Annotated in this window: 19 protein-coding genes, 1 tRNA gene and 1 pseudogene; 5 read left to right on the forward strand and 16 right to left on the reverse strand. The window is 62.6% G+C overall.

The annotated features are described in order from the left end of the window. Positions 1-17 precede the first annotated feature (17 nt). Both BLT23_RS27115 and BLT23_RS27120 read right to left on the reverse strand, forming a co-directional pair. The gene (locus tag BLT23_RS27115) at positions 18-755 is read right to left on the reverse strand and encodes an FkbM family methyltransferase (RefSeq protein WP_218133899.1); all 738 of its coding nucleotides are present in this window, start codon (positions 753-755) and stop codon (positions 18-20) included. A 10-nt stretch (positions 756-765) separates the two neighbouring features. Next, the gene (locus BLT23_RS27120; protein ID WP_245744203.1) at positions 766-1,617 is read right to left on the reverse strand and encodes a hypothetical protein; all 852 of its coding nucleotides are present in this window, start codon (positions 1,615-1,617) and stop codon (positions 766-768) included. A 184-nt stretch (positions 1,618-1,801) separates the two neighbouring features. Here BLT23_RS27120 and BLT23_RS27125 point away from each other — a divergent pair. Beyond that, positions 1,802-1,877: transfer RNA gene (locus BLT23_RS27125), tRNA-Arg, on the forward strand. 274 nt (positions 1,878-2,151) lie between these two features. Here the strand turns inward: BLT23_RS27125 and BLT23_RS40205 are convergent. From BLT23_RS40205 to BLT23_RS27175, 11 genes and pseudogenes are all read right to left on the reverse strand, one after another. Further along, the gene (locus BLT23_RS40205; protein ID WP_143036054.1) at positions 2,152-2,535 is read right to left on the reverse strand and encodes a hypothetical protein; all 384 of its coding nucleotides are present in this window, start codon (positions 2,533-2,535) and stop codon (positions 2,152-2,154) included. Further along, a complete protein-coding gene (locus tag BLT23_RS27130) occupies positions 2,507-3,895 on the reverse strand; it encodes an SIR2 family protein (RefSeq protein ID WP_143036055.1) in 1,389 nt (462 codons plus the stop codon). Before BLT23_RS27130 ends, BLT23_RS40205 begins: the two co-directional genes overlap by 29 nt. 260 nt (positions 3,896-4,155) lie before the next feature. Continuing rightward, positions 4,156-5,598, reverse strand: a complete 1,443-nt coding sequence (locus tag BLT23_RS41790) for a tyrosine-type recombinase/integrase (RefSeq protein ID WP_245744205.1) — start codon at positions 5,596-5,598, stop codon at positions 4,156-4,158. Further along, positions 5,595-5,804: a helix-turn-helix transcriptional regulator gene (locus BLT23_RS27140; protein WP_090053743.1), complete on the reverse strand. Its 210-nt coding sequence runs from the start codon at positions 5,802-5,804 to the stop codon at positions 5,595-5,597. Before BLT23_RS27140 ends, BLT23_RS41790 begins: the two co-directional genes overlap by 4 nt. Positions 5,805-5,816: 12 nt before the next feature. Further along, positions 5,817-7,420: pseudogene (locus BLT23_RS27145) on the reverse strand (replication initiator). Next, positions 7,417-8,880 carry an FtsK/SpoIIIE domain-containing protein gene (locus BLT23_RS27150; protein WP_090053746.1) on the reverse strand — a complete coding sequence of 488 codons (1,464 nt, stop codon included), beginning with the start codon at positions 8,878-8,880 and terminating at the stop codon, positions 7,417-7,419. Before BLT23_RS27150 ends, BLT23_RS27145 begins: the two are co-directional and overlap by 4 nt. Further along, on the reverse strand, positions 8,877-9,095 hold the full coding sequence (locus BLT23_RS27155; RefSeq protein ID WP_090053748.1) for a hypothetical protein: 219 nt from the start codon (positions 9,093-9,095) through the stop codon (positions 8,877-8,879). The genes BLT23_RS27150 and BLT23_RS27155 overlap by 4 nt, the downstream gene beginning before the upstream one ends. A 223-nt stretch (positions 9,096-9,318) precedes the next feature. Continuing rightward, positions 9,319-9,579: an AMED_5909 family protein gene (locus tag BLT23_RS27160; RefSeq protein WP_245744207.1), complete on the reverse strand. Its 261-nt coding sequence runs from the start codon at positions 9,577-9,579 to the stop codon at positions 9,319-9,321. Beyond that, on the reverse strand, positions 9,566-9,826 hold the full coding sequence (locus BLT23_RS27165) for a hypothetical protein (RefSeq protein ID WP_143036056.1): 261 nt from the start codon (positions 9,824-9,826) through the stop codon (positions 9,566-9,568). Before BLT23_RS27165 ends, BLT23_RS27160 begins: the two co-directional genes overlap by 14 nt. Continuing rightward, a complete protein-coding gene (locus BLT23_RS27170; protein WP_245744209.1) occupies positions 9,826-10,014 on the reverse strand; it encodes a hypothetical protein in 189 nt (62 codons plus the stop codon). The genes BLT23_RS27165 and BLT23_RS27170 overlap by 1 nt, the downstream gene beginning before the upstream one ends. A 23-nt stretch (positions 10,015-10,037) precedes the next feature. Beyond that, positions 10,038-10,325, reverse strand: coding sequence for a hypothetical protein (locus BLT23_RS27175; protein ID WP_090053756.1), 288 nt, complete (start codon positions 10,323-10,325; stop codon positions 10,038-10,040). 89 nt (positions 10,326-10,414) lie between these two features. Between BLT23_RS27175 and BLT23_RS27180 the strand changes: the two genes are divergently transcribed. Then, a complete protein-coding gene (locus BLT23_RS27180; RefSeq protein ID WP_090053759.1) occupies positions 10,415-10,726 on the forward strand; it encodes a transposase in 312 nt (103 codons plus the stop codon). Next, positions 10,723-11,640, forward strand: coding sequence for an IS3 family transposase (locus BLT23_RS27185; RefSeq protein WP_090053762.1), 918 nt, complete (start codon positions 10,723-10,725; stop codon positions 11,638-11,640). Before BLT23_RS27180 ends, BLT23_RS27185 begins: the two co-directional genes overlap by 4 nt. A 27-nt stretch (positions 11,641-11,667) precedes the next feature. Here BLT23_RS27185 and BLT23_RS40985 read toward each other — a convergent pair whose 3' ends face one another. Continuing rightward, positions 11,668-11,814, reverse strand: a complete 147-nt coding sequence (locus BLT23_RS40985) for a hypothetical protein (RefSeq protein WP_176946935.1) — start codon at positions 11,812-11,814, stop codon at positions 11,668-11,670. Positions 11,815-11,973: 159 nt separating this feature from the next. Between BLT23_RS40985 and BLT23_RS27190 the strand changes: the two genes are divergently transcribed. Beyond that, positions 11,974-12,717: a DUF5919 domain-containing protein gene (locus tag BLT23_RS27190; protein WP_090053765.1), complete on the forward strand. Its 744-nt coding sequence runs from the start codon at positions 11,974-11,976 to the stop codon at positions 12,715-12,717. An 11-nt stretch (positions 12,718-12,728) separates the two neighbouring features. Further along, on the forward strand, positions 12,729-13,271 hold the full coding sequence (locus BLT23_RS27195) for an NUDIX hydrolase (protein ID WP_090053767.1): 543 nt from the start codon (positions 12,729-12,731) through the stop codon (positions 13,269-13,271). Here the strand turns inward: BLT23_RS27195 and BLT23_RS27200 are convergent. Both BLT23_RS27200 and BLT23_RS40210 read right to left on the reverse strand, forming a co-directional pair. Beyond that, positions 13,183-13,755 (reverse strand): HD domain-containing protein, encoded by a 573-nt coding sequence (locus BLT23_RS27200; protein ID WP_090053904.1) that lies wholly within the window; start codon positions 13,753-13,755, stop codon positions 13,183-13,185. The two genes, BLT23_RS27195 and BLT23_RS27200, sit on opposite strands and share 89 nt — an antisense overlap. Positions 13,756-13,792: 37 nt before the next feature. Next, a complete protein-coding gene (locus tag BLT23_RS40210; protein ID WP_143036058.1) occupies positions 13,793-16,435 on the reverse strand; it encodes a tetratricopeptide repeat protein in 2,643 nt (880 codons plus the stop codon). Positions 16,436-16,716: the final 281 nt, after the last annotated feature.

Below are 16,716 nucleotides of genomic sequence, written 5' to 3' on the forward strand. Positions count from 1 at the left end.
TTTTTCCGGGGTGTTCGTCAGACCCGGAAGAGGTAGTTCCTGACCTCGTCCCCGATCCTGCGCGTGGGCACCCATTCCCCACCACGCCAGGTGCTCATCCGGTACCCGCGTTCGGCGAGGAACTCCGCGACGTCCTTCGCCTGATACCCGAACCGCTCGACGTGCCGTTCCTCGATCTCCAGCAGGAACGCGGGCCGGAACCGCTCGATGGTCTCCTTGGCCCCCTCCAGGACCCGCAGCTCGGCCCCCTCGACGTCCGCCTTGACGAAGTCGAGCCGCTCGATCCCGTTCTCCCGCACGAAGTGGTCCATCGTGTCCGTCCGGACCACCACGTCCAGGTGCTGGTCGAACTCCTCGTTGGACCCCAGCCCGTCCGCCCCCACCGTGAGGAACGACCGCCCGGTGACAGGACTCCCGTGCCGCACCGGCACGCTCATGACCTCCCGCCCCGACTCCCCGGTCCCCAGCGCCACCGAGTGCCGGCGGATGTTGCGCCCCTCCCGGGGCCGCAACACGTAGGACAGCGCCGGATGCGCGAACACCAGCGGCTCGATGCTGTGCACCGTCCCGTGTGGACCTACCAACCGGGACAGGGTGACCGTGTAGAGCCCCAGCGCGGCCCCCACGTCGACACAGACGTCCCCCGGCCTGACGACCTTCCCGAGCCCGAGGAGCTCCGCCTCGGCATAAGGGGTGAGCCGGGCGAGCGCCCTCAACCCGGCAACCACCGCGGCACTGCGTAGTTCGGTCAGCACCCGGTCCAGCCTAGACGTGTCCGTTCAACTGCTGCCCGTTCGCTTGAGGCTCCCCGGCGGGCAACCCGACCTGGTCCGCGAACTCCGCGGCCACCCGAGACCCCCCGTAGACGCTCAACGCCTTGGCGAGGTGCTGCCGAAGATCCCGCCGATGCGAGTCCTCCAACTCCGGCAAGGCCCGCTCGACACTGTTGACCAGCGACTCCGCCCAATGCGTCGAAGGCTGCCGCTGCGCGATCTGCACGAGCTCAGCGAGCTGCCCCGACAACTTCACGGCCTCCTCGACCTGGTACCCGTTGCGCTGCAACCACCAGATCGTCGCCGTGCCGACGTCCGTCAGCACCTCGTCCCGCAGATACCGGATCTCAGCCCGTTCGACGTCCCGCTCAGCCAGCTTGAACGTGGAGTTCCTCAACAGCTCGACGTGCTTGCGAGCCATCTCGAGGTCTTCCTCCTGCACACTGATCCGAACGCTCTCGGCACGAGCCCAGATGTGCGTCCCAGGCACCTGCCGCTCAACAGCCAGCTCGTCCCCCAACTGCACCTGCAACGCCGCGTGGTGCACCAGCATCGCCTTACCGCTGATCTCCTTGGCCCGCTGCAACACGTGGTGGATGGCCGCACTCTTCGGCGAGTTGTGCCGCAACCCGGTAGCCAGATCGAGCCGCCACACCACAGTCAGCTTCAGCTGGAAGTCCAGCCCGTACACCGCACTGACCAACGGCGTCTCGAACTCCTGCTGATGACTGCTCGACGGCGGCACGAACGTGAAGTCGTCAGCACCCCTGGGCACCCGCCGCCGCCACCAAGACTTGACGGCGCCCAGCGGGCCAGGACGGAAGTCGGGCCACGGTCTGCTCACGCCCTCTGCGTACCTGACGATTTCGCCCAGCAGAAGGTGCTCTCCATCACTTCCCTCCAACGGCGGCACCCAGGTCGTTCGGTCCCTCACGGTGCGTGAGCGCCGCTGGTCCCCGCGGGGTTGCGGGCTTAGGTGGGGGCACTGGTCAACTCGGTCGCGGCGCCCCGGTAGACTGCTGACGCCAGCCCTAGTAGCTCAGGGGATAGAGCATCGGTTTCCTAAACCGTGTGTCGCAGGTTCGAATCCTGCCTGGGGCACCACCTTTCGCCGGGTGAAATCAAGCTCTGACCAGCGGCAACGCGGTCGGAGCTTGATCTTTTCGGTCAGTCGCTGTCAGGCGGAATCTGCCCCTCGTTGCCACCGTCTGCGAAACCACCGCGAAACCAGCTTCGCTGGTCTCCGGCCTATCGGCAGGAATCAGCCGCATGCATCCTTCGCTTGCTGCAACGACCGACTCTGCACCCCCTCAAGCTGCGCGTGCCTGTCACACGCGCAGCGACACCTGGTGAGCTGATGTACCGCAGGCGAGGATGATCAGTCGATCTTCGCGAAGTCCGAGTCTGGCGCAAACCTGGCCGCGTTCTGCTTGTACCGATTGACCAGCATCCGGCCAAGATCGCCTCCGAGCATGTTAGCGATCTGTGCAGCGTGCATGACCAGATCAGCCAACACAGGCGACAACTCTTCACCAAGCGACGGAACGTCTACTTGCTCAGACCTGTAGCTTTTGTGATCGTTCGGCTCGACAACCTTCGCGAGTTTGCCAACGGTCACCGACAAATGGAGATGGACATGCCGTAGATTCGCAAATTTAGGATCGTCGATCTCCCACATGTCGTCGTCATACAGCTTCTGAACTTCCTGCAGCGAACGAAGTCCTACTTCACAGTCAGCTAGCAGGCGGGTCATTTCGCCCATACTTGCCTCCCCAAGGAAACCCGAAGTCACCAACTACAACTTGCTCATAAAAATCGACCTCATCTTTGCAGTCCGGGTGCACGATCAACGCCGCACGCCGAACCTCATATCCGTATCCTGCCAGAATCTTTGAAACCTCCCGCTGAACGCGCCCGCCTACTGCACGATCATCAAAAATTAGGACACGCGCTCCCTTAGGGAAGTGACTAATAAGATTCGGAAGAAAAACATCCCAGCGCGTGGACTCATGATGAGCCCAACCGCCAGACTGGGCAACGTCCCTAAATTTGATGCAACTCGGGCTACGATGAGGTCGCTTAGGGAAAGTGACCGCAGTAAGCAGCGGCGGATCGCTACTTGAGTGCGCCAGACAGTATGCCGGAGCGACGTTTCCTGGCCCAGACATCGCAACAATGAAATCCGGCTTAAACTCTTTCTCAATGCGCCTGTGCAGTCGCATCAACATCGGAGTCAGAGTATCCCAGTCAAACTGAATCCTAATGCTGTCGTCCAACTCGCGAGAGTCAGCCAAGAGATCCGCTAGGTAAATCTCCAGGTCCTCATACTCACTACCGTAACTGATAACGTTATACCCAAGCTGCGTGTATCTTTTTTCGGCTCGCACCAACTCCTCGTCGCGCACTAGAACGACAGGCGCCGTACCCGACTCCCCTAAGACAGAGGCGACCCAAGTGCCGAGCGACGAGAAATTTGGATCCGCAAGCCCTGCCCCAAATCCGACAAAAACGATTGATTTCACAGCCATGAGCGAGCGCAGCAAAGCTTGCGAGCTCTGTTCACCAATGGCCTCTGCATAGCTCTTGTAGCCGAATATCACTGAGTCCGGCCTCTTCCAATGACCATGCAGATGAAGAACGTACTTGCCTGGCTCCTGAATCTCTTCCTGAAGCAGAGGAAAGTCCTTCCAGGTCGCAACATCCCGACCGGAGACCTCTTCGATAAGGCTATCATAATTGGTAGTGAGAATTGGTGCCTTAAAGCCAGAAAGGACCTGAACGATCCCTGGCGAGCTAACCTTCAGCTGTCCTACTGTATCCTTCAGCCACTTTCCGTAGTGATTTCCAGGAAGTCCCTTTAGTTCGCTCGTAATACGCTGCGCTACATCAAGCTTGTCAGCTGGCTCAGGAGAGTTCATGTCGTCTCTGCAGGCTCGAGCCCAGTCTCCGGCCAGTGACCGCCTCAGGTCGACGCAGCGCTCAATCCCTGCCTCCAGAAGACCGTTCCAAGATGCGACAGAATTCCCATTGGTGGCGGACATTGAAACACCCGCACCGACCACGAAAAGGGCGTTGTTCTTCTTGAGTGCAGCTACAATCTCGGATCTCAGATACCCGCTCAAGTGCTCTCCCACACGAGTCAGCCCGCACCGTGAGGCAGCCCTACTTCCCACCCTCACCGTTCAGCGGATTGACGCACTTTACATGGCGCACGCCCGACACAACACTCCAATAATAGGTTGACACATCAATCATTCGATACTGACCGAAGCTTCTTTCTGCTACTTTCTGGTAGCAACACCGCGACGTGCCGCGATAGCTAATTTGTTTAGGTTAACTAAGCGACTTCTGCGGGCATCAAGCGCGTTACACTTGATCCAAATCACATTACTTGATGCATATTCGACTCCAGATGGCCTATATTTAACTCTGCACAGTCGAACAAATATTCGATTTTCTTATTTACGATTTCTCGCTGCCCATCGATGCACTTCGCGTAGATCTTGAGCAGGACCTCCACCGAGTGCCCCGCCCGCTCCGCGACCTCGGTGGCCGGCACGCCCCCGTTCAGCCAGAGCGACACGGCCGCGTGCCTCAGGTCGTAAGGCCGCCCACCGAGCGGCGAGGCCACCTGAGCCGGAGTGAGCGCGTACGCGCGCGCGTCCCGCCAGACCCGGTAGTAGGTCGAGGACGACACCACGCCACCGTTCGGCGACCAGAACAGCCGCCCATCCGAGGCCACCCCAAACCGCTCGACATGCTCCCGAAGCCGCCGCACGTGGACGGGAGGGATCGGGACTGGCCGCACATCCTTCGCGCCCCGGTGCTTCAGCCCACGCTGGTCGTGCACCTCTCCCGAGTCCGTCCACCGCTTCCCCGCAGATGGGCGCGACTCACCGAGCATGAGCATCCCCCAGCCCTCGTCGGGGAGGGTGCAGTCGTCTAGCTTGAGCCCAAGCGCCTCAGCCGGCCGCGCCGCCGCGTAGTAGCAGGTCGCGAAGAACGCTTCGAGGTGCGCGCCCCGATCCGCGTTCCGCCGCCCGACGTACGACACCGCCGTCAGCAGCTCCTCGACCTGCCGAGGATTCGCCACCACGCGCGGGTCCACCTGGTCCACGATCTTCGTGGCCTTGCGCTTGATCCGGTTCAACGGGTTGTCCTGGATCAGCTCCCGCTCGACCGCCAGTCCCAGCAGGTTGAACAGCACCGCCCGCTTCCGCGAATACACGGTCGCAGCCGCGGACTTACCGTCGAGCTTCGTAGCCAGCGCGTCCAGGACCTCCCGCACCGCCACCGCGTCCGTCATGTCATACAGCGACCGGGAGTACCGAACCAGCCAGTCCACGACCTCCTGCTGTTCACGGCCGAGCTGATCGTCCCGAGTCGTCGGCGGCAACAGGTGACGCGTCAGCACCCCGCGCAGTTCCGCCAACTCCGGCCGCCCAGGCCCGTTCTTCACGAACGCCGCGCACGCAGTCGCCAGCGCATCAACCGTGCTGCTCCGCGTCTTGGCAGCCGAGTCCGGCCACTTCATGTCCACGTAGGACTGTGCGAACTCCAAGAGCGAGAGGGAGTTCTTGCGCTTCAGCTCCGACAGCGGAAGCCCGGTCTCCACATCGAACTCTTCGCCGAGCCGCGCCGCCCGCATGAGGTCGGAACGTCGGTTGATCGCCTGCGCCTTGTTCGCGAACCACTCCGAGTGGCTTTTCTTCTCCGTCACCCACCGCACGCCCCACGGCTTTGGCCGCTTCTTGCCCTTGGCCGTCTTCCGCTTCGTCCAGTCGGCGATCTCCCAGAAGGTGACCTTCAGCGTCGTCTCGCTCATGCGGCCCGCCCGTAAAGGTCATCCAGCCAGTCCAGGAAGTCCGAGCGCCGACACCGCAGCTCCCCGTTCGGAAGCGCGAAGCACCGAGGCCCCTTCCCCGTCTGCCGCCACTTGTAGAACGTGTCCCTGGAGACGTCCCCGCCGAGCGCTTCCAGCATCTCCGGAACAGACATCAACTCAGCCATCTCACGCGCCTTGCCGTTCATGATCTCCCCCGTTTACGCAGCTAGATGAGTTGCCGAACTTTCCGGCGGCCCACTCGCAGCCAGCAGCGCCGCCGTGTACTCGGCTTTCCATCGCCGCCGCTCAGCGACCGCGCTCAACAGCAGGTGTGCGCGCGGAGGAACGTTCGGGTCTCCGGGCTGGACGTTGTTCCAGACCAGCCGCTTCGGCTCGTCTTCGGGCTTAATCCCGACGTCGGCGAGCAGTTGCCGGACGAAGGTCTTGCGGTCGTGCTTGTGGTCGGCGAGCGACTTCCCGGACCACTTCCGCGACACCAGGACCCGCCGACCGGCGACCCCGAGCGTGGTCCGCTTGTGTGCCTTGCCCTTGCACTTGCCCGGCACCGTCGAGACCCGTGCACCGCGTGGCTGGACGCCGTAGAGCAGCCACACTGGGCACTGCGGCGAGCAGGGCGTGACCGCGAGCTCAGCGCACAACCGTTCCGAGTGCTCTTCCTGCCGTGTCGTCGTGGCCTCGAAGCACTCGTTGATGCTCTTGGTGAGGTACTTGGTCAGGTAGCCGATGTGCCTTCCGGCCTCTTCGGTGCCGCCGAGGATGCCCTTGGAGTGCACCTGCGTCCCGAACCGCGCCACGTGCGCCGGCCGCTCGACCTCATCGAGTGCTTCTTCCCAGGTAGGCAGGGCTGTCCGCGTGTGCGGGTCGACGAAGCCTTTCGCGTGGACGTCCCAGACCGGCAGGTTGTCGCCGCTGTACTTGATCTCATCGTGCGCAGGCCACCAGACCTGGTGATACGTGGCCTCAGCGACCGCCCGCAGCTCAGCCCGCGAGATGCTGCCCCGGATCGCCGCGTGCCAGTGCGGAGCCAGCCTCCGCTGCGGTTCGACGGTGGAGAAGTACTGGACGTCCCAGCCGACGCAGCGCCGCAGGTTCTGCACGAACCGGTCCAGCAGCGCCGCGAAGTGCACCGCGTCCCGAGCTGCCCGCCGATAGTCGTACCTGGTCGGGTCGACGGGTGTGCCGTCGCTGTGCACACGGCCGTAGCTGTCCAGCGTCAGCGTGAGGAACGTCGAGGGCTGGTACTTGCCCCCGAACACCCGCCCGACCGTGCGCTTGCTGACCGGCCGCCGAGGCAGGTTAGGTGCGTCCTGCCGCCGCCTGGTCGACCGCTTCCGCACCGCCTTGATCCGAGGCTCCAGGGATGGGAGTGAGCCGCGGACTCCAAGTTGCCGAAGTTCGGCGTCGACCTCCGCGACCTCCTCCCGCACCTCCTCCGCCCCGACCTCGTCACCCTCGTCGAGGGCCAGGCGGTACGCCTTGACCAGATCCGCCCGAAACGCCGTCAGCGCCCGCTGATCCTCGGTAGGGGCATCCGGCGTGAAGTCGGGTTCCTCGGTGAGGTGCCAGCCCTCCGGCACTGCGCCATCCGCAGACGCCGGTTCTTCTCCGCACACGTCGGACACACACTCGCCACGGTCGAGCCACACGGCAACGGCACGATGTCCACGCGTCCGGTATCGAGGTCGATCCGTTCCTTGGCCAATGGCCGGACGCACACCCCGTGCTCTTCGGCGACGGCGCGGGCGATGTCGAGCGCGGCCGGCTGTTTCATCCGCTCAGCGCGGGTCAGGTACTCGCTCATGCCGCCGCCCTCCCTTCGCCGCTGGTCGGGAACTCGTGCACGGTGGCCGGGGCGAGGTAGACCCCCAGCTCGACGAGGTCCGCATCGGTGACGTGGAAGGCCCGAGCGCGGTCCGGTTCGCGCTGCCCGTCCTCCTTCAGCCAGGCGACACCGGGCGTGTTCTCGCTGATCTCGTGAGCCGCCGCACCCCGTTGCCGGACGCCGTCCCCGAGGACCATGTCCACCTGAATCGGCTCGTCGAGGCGCAGGGCAACGCGGGTGGTGAACAGGTGGCGGAAGGAGACGACTTCCTTGCGCGGGTCCTGGACCAGGCCGACGACGGCGTAGCCGGGTGCGCGTCCCTGGGAGGTGATCGTCTGGACCGCGCGGGACGCTCGTTCGCGTAGGTTGCGGTCGGGCTGGTAGGCGATCAGGTCCGCCAGCTCGTCCATGATCAGCACCGTGAACGGCTCACCCGTCGACTTCGCCCACAGCCGCCGCACACCCCGGTACCGCGCGGCACGTTCCTTGACCTCTGAGGCGATTTCTTCGAGCAGCGCAACGGCTTCCGGCCCGTTGTCGTAGACGACCTTGTCGAACGCGTCCGGGCACTGACCCAGCTCCATGCCGCCCTTGGGGTCGATCCCGACGAGCCGGACCAACCCGGCTTTGATGGCCGGGGCGAGCTGCCACACGACCGACCACAGCACCGAGCCCTTACCCGCACCCGGCACGCCAACCACGAGCACCTGAGAGCCCAGGAGCTTCAGCCGCCACGGCTTGCCCGTCTCCGTCCGCCCGACGACCACCCGCTTGAGATCGACCTCCCCGATCTCCGCCAGCGGCGGCACCGCGACCGGACGTGACAGCGGATCGGAGTGGATCAAGTCCAGCTCCAGCACACGCGGCTTGAGCACACGGACCCGGCACGAGCGGGCGTTGAACGAGTGCGCCAGGTTCTCCCGCCGCGCTTCCCACTGCTCCGGCGACTGGGCCGGGATCATCCGCACCCGGACCTTGTCCCGCCAGCCCTCCGACCGCACCCGCCGCAGCTTCGGCCGATACTCGCGCCCCCGGTTCTCCCTGGTCAGCTCCGCCAGCCGCATGACGGTCCGCCACTGCGGCCCGTAGACCGTGGCCCGCCGCCACTCCGTCAGCAGCCGATACCAGCCGTGCCGCAGGAACGAGTCACGATTGAGGCCGTACCAGATCGCCAGCCCGCACGTGAGCGACAGCAGGGCCAGGACCAGCGGCGACAGCCCGAACTGCCGATAGCCGGCATAGCCACCCACGCCGAGCACGAAGGCCAGCGGATACCGTACGACCAGCGCTGCGACCTTTACCGCCAGGCGGACGGCCAGCCACAGCAGCACGAACGGCGCGAGGACGAGCTTGACCCAGCCGGGCAGCCACACCCACCACGGAACCCGTGGACGTGCGCCCTCGAACGGTGCCGGGTCGATCCACCGGTTGCTCTTCATCGCGCACCGCCCAGGCAGGCGACGCACTGGAACACGGTGCCGACGCTCGGAATGCGTCCGACAGGCCGGAACGCTCCCTCACCGGTGGAGCACGGCGCCTTGCAGGTCAGGCACTCGATTCCCTCCGCCTGCGCGGCGGTGAGTTCCAACGTCTCAACGGTGTCACCGTCGAGGATCACCGCGTAGGTGGAGACGGTTTGCTTGGCGGAGACCATGCGGTCCCACAGAAGTCGTTTGGTAGCCCCGTCTAGCGCACGAGTGCGCTCAGGCTCTACGCTCATCGCTGTTCACTCCCAGTTGGGTGAGCAACGCAGGAGCGGCAAGGTTGGTAGCCGGTTTCCGCTCCTGCGTCTCAGGTTCTCGTTACGCCGCAACAAGACGTGCGGCATCGCCGCGTGACCCAGCACGAGTCACACGCTCTGTCCAATCAGGACTTAGCTAGCTCTTCGCCGTCTCCGTGGCCTTGATCGCCTGGCCTTTCTCGCGCTCACGGTTGGCCCAGTACATGGCTTCGTGGTGGTGTCCCCGGTCTATCTCCGCGACCCGCGCATACACCTCCGCGGAGCGCAGGTAGTAGTCCCGCAGAACAGCGGGAGCAGCCTTGGGATTGGGCATGAGCTTGCTCAGCACGTCATGTGCCTCGCTCAGCGTCCGGACCTGGTCCGCCAGGCCCCAGCGCATGGAGTCAGGTGCGGGCATCGGGAGCCTCCTCCACCAGCGCGTGACGCCCTTCCCGACTGCCGAGGTGGTCAGCCAGCTTGGCCGCTTCCCGCGACAACTCCCGGCAGAACCGCATCAGCACATCCGAACCACCGGGGAAAGGCGGGAGCTGTATCGCGATGTTGACTGGGTCGAGGTAGATCGCCAGCGCGAGAACTTGAGGCGTCACCCGGACCATCGCCGCAGCGGCCTCACGTCCGGGTGTGCAGGTGACGTTGAACCCCATCACTCCCTGCCCTCCTGCCGAGCCGCCGACGCCTGAAGCGCTATCCACCCCTCCGCCAAGACCTCCTGAAGGCGGGGCACCGCGTCACGGTCGACGACGAGCACCGCCGGGAATGCCTTGCCGAACCGAACTTCGACCCGGTCGGCGAACGGCATGGCGAGGGGACGCATCGGGAGATCGGCGGTCACGTGGACACGCACCATGTCCGGCATCACGCGGCCTTGGCGGCCGGCTTGGCACCCACCGGCTTCATGCCCGACGCCCGCAGGCTGTACCCGAGCTTCGCGCGGCACCGGTGACGCTCACCCGCGTGCACCCCACGGCACGCCTTGTCATCGATCCACGGCGTCACCGTCAACCCCTCGAAGACCACCGGCCGCACGTCCGTACCGGGGATCGCCTCCGGCGGCACCGGCTGATGAGGCGCGGCAATCTTGACCGTGACCACCGCGTCCGTCTTGCGCTCCGCCGCCTGGTCGATCACCAGGACAGACCACACCAGAAGACCGGTCTCCTTGTCCTTTGAGGTTCCCCCGGTAGCTCGGAGACTTTCAAGCATGGTCCGATAGGACCTGAAGGGAGTCGTCCGTGGCAGCACCGAAGAAGTACCCCGACGAGCTGAGGGCTCGCGCAGTCCGGCTGTATCGGGAGTCGGACCCGAAGCCGGTGATCCGGCGGCTGGCCGAGCAGCTCGGGGTGCATCACGAAGCACTGCGTAACTGGATTCGGCAGGACGAGGCCGACCGCGGCGAGCGGGACGACAGGCCGACGACCAGCGAGTCGGAGGAGCTGCGCCGGCTGCGGCGGGAGAACGCGGAACTCAAGCGCGCCAACGAGATTCTCAAGGCCGCGAGCGCTTTTTTCGCCTCGGAACTCGACCCGACCCGGCGACGGTCGTGAAGCTCGTTGCGCAGCTTCGTGGCCGCTTCGGGGTCGAGCCCATCCTCCGGGTTCTCGGTATCGCCTCTTCCACCTACTATGGCTGGGTCCGGCGCCAGGCGGATCCGTCGCCGCGGCAGCGCCAGGATGCGGAGCTGGTGGCCGAGATCGTGGACGTCCACACCACATCCGGTGGCACCTACGGCAGCCCGCGGGTGCACGCGACGCTGCGCCGCCGCGGGATCCGGGTGTCACGCAAGCGGGTCGAGCGTCTGATGCGTGACCACGAGCTGCAGGGCGCGTTCCTGCGCAAGAAGTGGCGAATACCCTCGACCCGGCGTGATCCACGAGCGGCGCCGGCGCCGGATCTGGTCAACCGGGACTTCACCGCCCTGGCCCCGGACCGGCTGTGGGTGGCCGACGCCACCCGCATCCCCACCGGTGAGGGCGTGTTCTGGCTGGCCGCGGTCCGTGACGCGTTCTCCAACCGGATCGTGGGCTGGAAGACCAGCGACCGCTGCGACACCAGCCTCGTACTCGGTGCGCTGGAGTACGCGATCTGGTCGCGGGATGTCCGTGACGGGCAGCTGATCCACCACAGCGACCGCGGCTCGACCTACACCTCGATCCGCTTCGCCCAACGCCTGGCGGACAACGGAATCCTGCCATCGATGGGCTCGGTCGGCGACTCCTACGACAACGCGCTGATGGAGAACTTCTTCTCCACGCTGAAGATCGAGCTCGTGTACCGGAACTCGTGGCGCACCCGCGACGAGGCGGAGAACGCCATCTTCAGCTACATCGACGCCTGGTACAACACCCAGCGCATCCAGAAAGAGCTCGGCTGGCTCAGCCCTGACGAGTACGAGGCCGCCTGGCACGCCGATCAACTCGAGCCATCTATCATCCCTGCGTCCCCAACCGGAGCCAGGTAACCACCCCTCCGAGTTATCGGGGGAACCTCACTTCTCCTGCTCTGGCGGCAAGCCCTTCGCCCGCTCCTCCGCGCTCTGGAACTTGAGCACCGGTTCCACGCCCATCACGAGCGCACCCCTCGGAAATACGAAGTCGTGACCCGCCGGAAGCCTGCTCCCACCTGTGATCGCCATCGTCTTGCTCCTGTCGTTTGTGCCGCCTGACCTGCTGTCGGGCGTTCTCGACACCTACGACTTTCGGCGAAATGCGAGGACGCAAGCACCGCATAGCAGGACATCTCAGGACGTCTCTGTTACGTTGAAGACGTCCCTAGTCATCCCTCGGGAGGCTCAATGGCCAACGACCGCCTACGCGAAGCGTTGCTACGCAATGGCTTGAGCCTCGACCACGTGGCCCGCGCGACCGGCGTCGACCCGAAGACCGTCGAACGCTGGATCACCAAGGGCCGTATCCCCTATCCGCGCCACCGCAACGCCATCGCCTCGATGGTCCGCGAGACCGAGCACTACCTCTGGCCCGACGCGGTAGCCGCGGAACGCAAGGCCGAGATCGCCGAGTCCGAGGTCGTGAAGGTTTACCCGCACCGCAACAACATCCCCGCGGACTTGTGGGACCGGCTGCTCAGCGACGCCACCGAGCACATCGAGTGCCTGTCACTCGCGGCGCTGTTTCTGGTCGAGCGGCCGATGTTCGCGAAGGAACTGCGCGCGAAGGCCGAGAACGGCGCGAAGGTCCGGCTTCTGTTCGGAGATCCGGCCGGCCGTGAGGCGTCCCGGCGGTCTGAGGAGGAGCAGCTAGGCAAGGGCACTGTGGCGGCACGCATCCGCAACGCGCTGGCGTTCGTCCGTCCGCTGGTCGACGTGCCGAACATTGAGATCCGGCTACACAAGACGACGCTCTACAACTCGGTCTTCCGGTTCGACGACGAGATGATCGTCAACACTCACGTCTACGGGTTCCCTGGTGCGCACGCACCTGCACTGCATTTGCGACGACTATCCGCCGGGGACTTGTTCGAGACCTACTCCGAGAGCCTGGAGACCGTCTGGGCTTCCGCTAAGCGCGCGACGTTCTGAGGAGCCGCACCATGGCCCGCACCGACCACTATCACGACCCGAACGCTCCCAAGGCGACCAGCATCGTCGTGGCGGTCAGCGCGTTCGTCCAAGACGAGCAGGGCCGGCTGTTGATGATCCGACGCACCGACAACGACCTGTACTCGATCCCCGGCGGTGCGCAGGACGTCGGCGAGACCATCGGCCAGGCCGTCATCCGCGAGGTCAAGGAAGAGACCGGGATCGACGTCGAGCCCACCGATATCATCGGCGTCTATTCCGACCCTCAGCACGTCATCGCATATACAAACGGTGAGGTACGACAGGAGTTCTCAATCTGTTTCCGTTCCCGATTGGTCGGCGGCACATCGCGGACTAGCAGCGAGTCGAGCGAAGTGCAATGGATCAACCACAGCGATCTTCATTCACTCAATATCCATCCATCCGCCTCCGAATCGCACACGGCTTTGAGAAGCGCGAGTTTTCTTACTTCACCGCGTAATCGATTCCTGCCATACGGAGTCGTTCTTCAGTGCGCTCAACTGCGGCAATCAATTCTCGCGAGGCTTGCTTAATGAAGAACGAGACCAAGTCTTTCGGACCGTAACGCTCCCGGATTTCCGCAATTCGGTCATGTACGGTTGTAACACCGCCATCAGGCGTCGTGGTCATGTCGGCCCACCATAGAGCATCTCGCAGGACTGATTGTTCGTCGCTCCACACTCCAAGCTCTGCCGACAAGCCACGCAATTCCGCCTCTAGGTACGCGCAAGAATGATGCGCCACTAGCGCGCATACACGATCGGTAATTTCTATTTGTTGCAGAAATCGGGCGCCATCAAGCGCATGCATCCCGGTTCGCGCAATACTGGGAGCATATCCAATATCGTGAAGCACTGCGGCACTTACAAGAGTTATTGAATCGACTTCATCCAGCAGAGCATCAGCAGCAATCCGCGCCCGATCAGCACATCCCAGAACGTGCGACCATCTACGCGGGAGAGACTCGGCCAAATGAAGACGCGACACCGAGAAAGCCTGCTCAATCAACTTCTCCATTGAAATATCCAACCGCACCAAACCATCCTATATGCCTTCAGAACTTGAATGCTTCGGCTGGAAGCCAGCCCTGAAGCTTCCTAATGTGCGGGTTGCTCGGATCCCGATCAGCCCCACTATTGGTGTACTTCACCGCTAGTGGAATATCGTGCAGCATGACCGCAAGCCAAGCCATACGAGAATAATCCGTGGCAGTGGTCTCTTCCCTGGATGAATCCAGACGATCCAAAAGAGTCTGCACTAGCGCGGCAAGCTCGTCTTCCGGCATTTCGTCTAACTGCTTTGCCGTGTTCAGCGCGCTTAGACGCCACGCAGCTTCACTGGCGAGCTCATAAGGAGCGCCTGACTGAATACTCCTACTGACAAGCGCTTGCGCTTCGCCCACCGAATCACCCTGCTTGCGCAGCAGCGCAGCAAGCCGACCCCACGCCTGCAAGTTCTCAGGGTTCTCCTCAAGAAAATGTCGAACACACTCAATAGCTCGCTTGGTCCCAGACTCTGTCTGCTGTTCCTCACTCAGGTCGGCAAGCAGCATCCAGGCAGGAGGATATCGCCGCGCAATATGCTCCAGAACCGGCAAGTACGTGGCAAGTACGTTCGCCCCAGGCTCAGCTTGAATTTTTTCCGCGACTGCCCTAAACATACGGTTAACACGCGGCCGGATCCCCCTGCTGACATCGGCACCGCGAGCCGCACCGAACATCTGAAGGAACTGAAGGTCCACCTCGATAGTGCTAGCGATAGGGCTAACTTGCAACTTCTTCCTACCGAACAGAGAAGCCGCCAGGGGGACAGCGAGGAACTCATCACCTTCATCCGACCTGGAAATATCCGCCATCGAACTACGAACAAGCTGGTCAACGGCTTTTCCAGTATCTAGAGTCTCATCTGCCGCAGACCTCAGCAATGCGGCTTCCATCGCAAGTCTAGGCACAGCTGACCGCCAGCCACAGAGCGTCAGGAAGATCCGCCTAGCCAAGGGACTGAGCTGCGTGTAAGTCCGCTCAAACAGCGCTTGGAGCATGTCGTCTTTGCCAGCCACAAGCTGGTTTGCATCAGACCATTTATTCTGATTGGCAATCTCACCCAATAGCAACTTGGCCACATATGGATGGCCGTCAGAGTTATCAAAAAGCTGAGTGCAACGCTGCTCATTAAGGAGTCGTGTTATGCCGAGCTGGACACTCGTTGCAGAGATCAGCTTGTCAAACTCTTCACGTCGCATACCCCCCACCTCAACCGGGTAATCGCCCTTGAAGTCGCGTAGCCGAGTTGTAATCAAAATCTTATTGGGCGGTCGAATGTATGTATCGAGCCATTCATACATCGCCTGAGGATCCCGCACGGTTTCAAAGTTGTCGAACACGTACAGAAGTGGCTCTTCATCCGTTCTGCCGAGTTGATCTGCAAGGAACTCGACTTTCTTGAAGCCCTTCTTCTTCGCATCGGCAGGCTCGGTCAGATTTACGTATTCATCGGCAATATCAGCGATGCTGACTACGCGCGGCCTGACCAATTTAGGGCCTAGCGAGGTCAAGTCGACATCTCTTGCCGAGAACCACAAAATAGCAAAGAATCGACTTTTCTTCTCGTTCGCTGTAGCGATCCTATGCAAGACCTCCAGCGCGAGCGAGGTTTTTCCGGTACCGCCTCGACCAACCAGCGTGACGATCGCATGGCGATCGTTACAAAGTACTTTTTCCAGCAACTCTTCTAGCTGCGGACGGTCAACGTAGTCACGGTTACGCGACGGAAGGTTACCGAACAGTCCGCCTTGCATTTCAAGCGAACCCAAACCCTCGGTTTCGCTAATGGGCAGCTGCGTCGGCGGCGTCGTGTACTGCTGTGCGTCGAAATGCTTTCGCGTATCGCTGATGTACGAGAGCGTCTCGAACTTTGACCCGCTGTATCCACCGTTGCAGACAAAGAAGTCGCTTAGCTCTACATCAGAGAAGATGAGAGGCACTCTCGACGGAACTCCCCCAAATACCAGATACACCCCGTCTTCATACGTAGCTTCGTTCTGACGTTTGAGGTAATCTAGACACGAAGCCGCGTCGCTAATAGGAACCACTCGATACTTTCCGGAAAGATTCCTGTGCAGATAGGACCACTCTCGCTGGAACAACTTAAAATTGCCTATCACAGTCTCAATGGACCGCTCCAAAGCAGACACCATGCGAGTACTCGCACCGAGTGTTGTCGCGCCGTGTCCTCGGGTCTTATTTCTCAGCCAAGTGAAGTGATGAGCCCAGATCCTGGCAGCCACCCGATTCGGATGGTCTGACCAATAGTCAGGATCGATGATCCGGCAAGCCTCAAGGATCGAATTAAGCGCGACAGCCTGCCACGCTTCCTCATCCTTCAGGTCGTGATTCTTTGTGAGCTCAACCTTATCGTGTATAGCGTCGCCCGCCAGCGTGGCCGAGGAAGGTCCAGTCAAAAGGTCATCGAGTGCGGCGCACCATTCACCCAAGCCACTAGCCCGAACGAGAGCGTACTCAAGTCTGTACCTATGGCGGTCGCGATCATCCTGCGTAGCCGCAAGCATTCCTGCAACCATGATCTTCAAGGTGAGTTCGCCTAGATACATGAGTTCAAGAAAGACTGTTGTGTCGTCGCTGTCCTCACGAGACCGCACAAGTCGCTCCTGCATCCGTGTGATCAGCGTCATAGACATCGACACAGCGTATCTACCGGATACATCGTTTGGAACCCAGCGAGTCGTAACAGTTAGGTTCAGGTGGGTGATTTCACGTTCTGTACCTGATCTGCTACAGAGCGAGTCCGCAAGTTTCTTGCCGAATTGCGCTCTACGGGATCAAGGCCGCCGCTGGCGACGCGTCCCGCGCGTACGGCGAACACCTTCCATCCCGGCACTCCCGGCATCCGCTTCGCTGCGCCGGTCGGCCGGGCGGCGCTGCGCGCCGTCCTCCAGCCTTACCCCACCGACGAGCTCAA

The organism is Lentzea fradiae (assembly GCF_900100955.1).
In the GTDB taxonomy this organism is placed as follows: domain Bacteria; phylum Actinomycetota; class Actinomycetes; order Mycobacteriales; family Pseudonocardiaceae; genus Lentzea; species Lentzea fradiae.

Bases quoted from the DNA above. Each gene is read 5' to 3' on its own strand.
- BLT23_RS40205 (WP_143036054.1), bottom strand. From the start codon at position 2,535: ATGGGCGAAATGACCCGCCTGCTAGCTGACTGTGAAGTAGGACTTCGT.
- BLT23_RS41790 (WP_245744205.1), bottom strand. From the start codon at position 5,598: ATGAGCGAGACGACGCTGAAGGTCACCTTCTGGGAGATCGCCGACTGG.
- BLT23_RS27140 (WP_090053743.1), bottom strand. From the start codon at position 5,804: ATGAACGGCAAGGCGCGTGAGATGGCTGAGTTGATGTCTGTTCCGGAG.
- BLT23_RS27150 (WP_090053746.1), bottom strand. From the start codon at position 8,880: ATGAAGAGCAACCGGTGGATCGACCCGGCACCGTTCGAGGGCGCACGT.
- BLT23_RS27155 (WP_090053748.1), bottom strand. From the start codon at position 9,095: ATGGTCTCCGCCAAGCAAACCGTCTCCACCTACGCGGTGATCCTCGAC.
- BLT23_RS27160 (WP_245744207.1), bottom strand. From the start codon at position 9,579: ATGCCCGCACCTGACTCCATGCGCTGGGGCCTGGCGGACCAGGTCCGG.
- BLT23_RS27165 (WP_143036056.1), bottom strand. From the start codon at position 9,826: ATGGGGTTCAACGTCACCTGCACACCCGGACGTGAGGCCGCTGCGGCG.
- BLT23_RS40985 (WP_176946935.1), bottom strand. From the start codon at position 11,814: ATGGCGATCACAGGTGGGAGCAGGCTTCCGGCGGGTCACGACTTCGTA.
- BLT23_RS27190 (WP_090053765.1), top strand. From the start codon at position 11,974: ATGGCCAACGACCGCCTACGCGAAGCGTTGCTACGCAATGGCTTGAGC.
- BLT23_RS27195 (WP_090053767.1), top strand. From the start codon at position 12,729: ATGGCCCGCACCGACCACTATCACGACCCGAACGCTCCCAAGGCGACC.
- BLT23_RS27200 (WP_090053904.1), bottom strand. From the start codon at position 13,755: ATGGAGAAGTTGATTGAGCAGGCTTTCTCGGTGTCGCGTCTTCATTTG.
- BLT23_RS40210 (WP_143036058.1), bottom strand. From the start codon at position 16,435: ATGTCTATGACGCTGATCACACGGATGCAGGAGCGACTTGTGCGGTCT.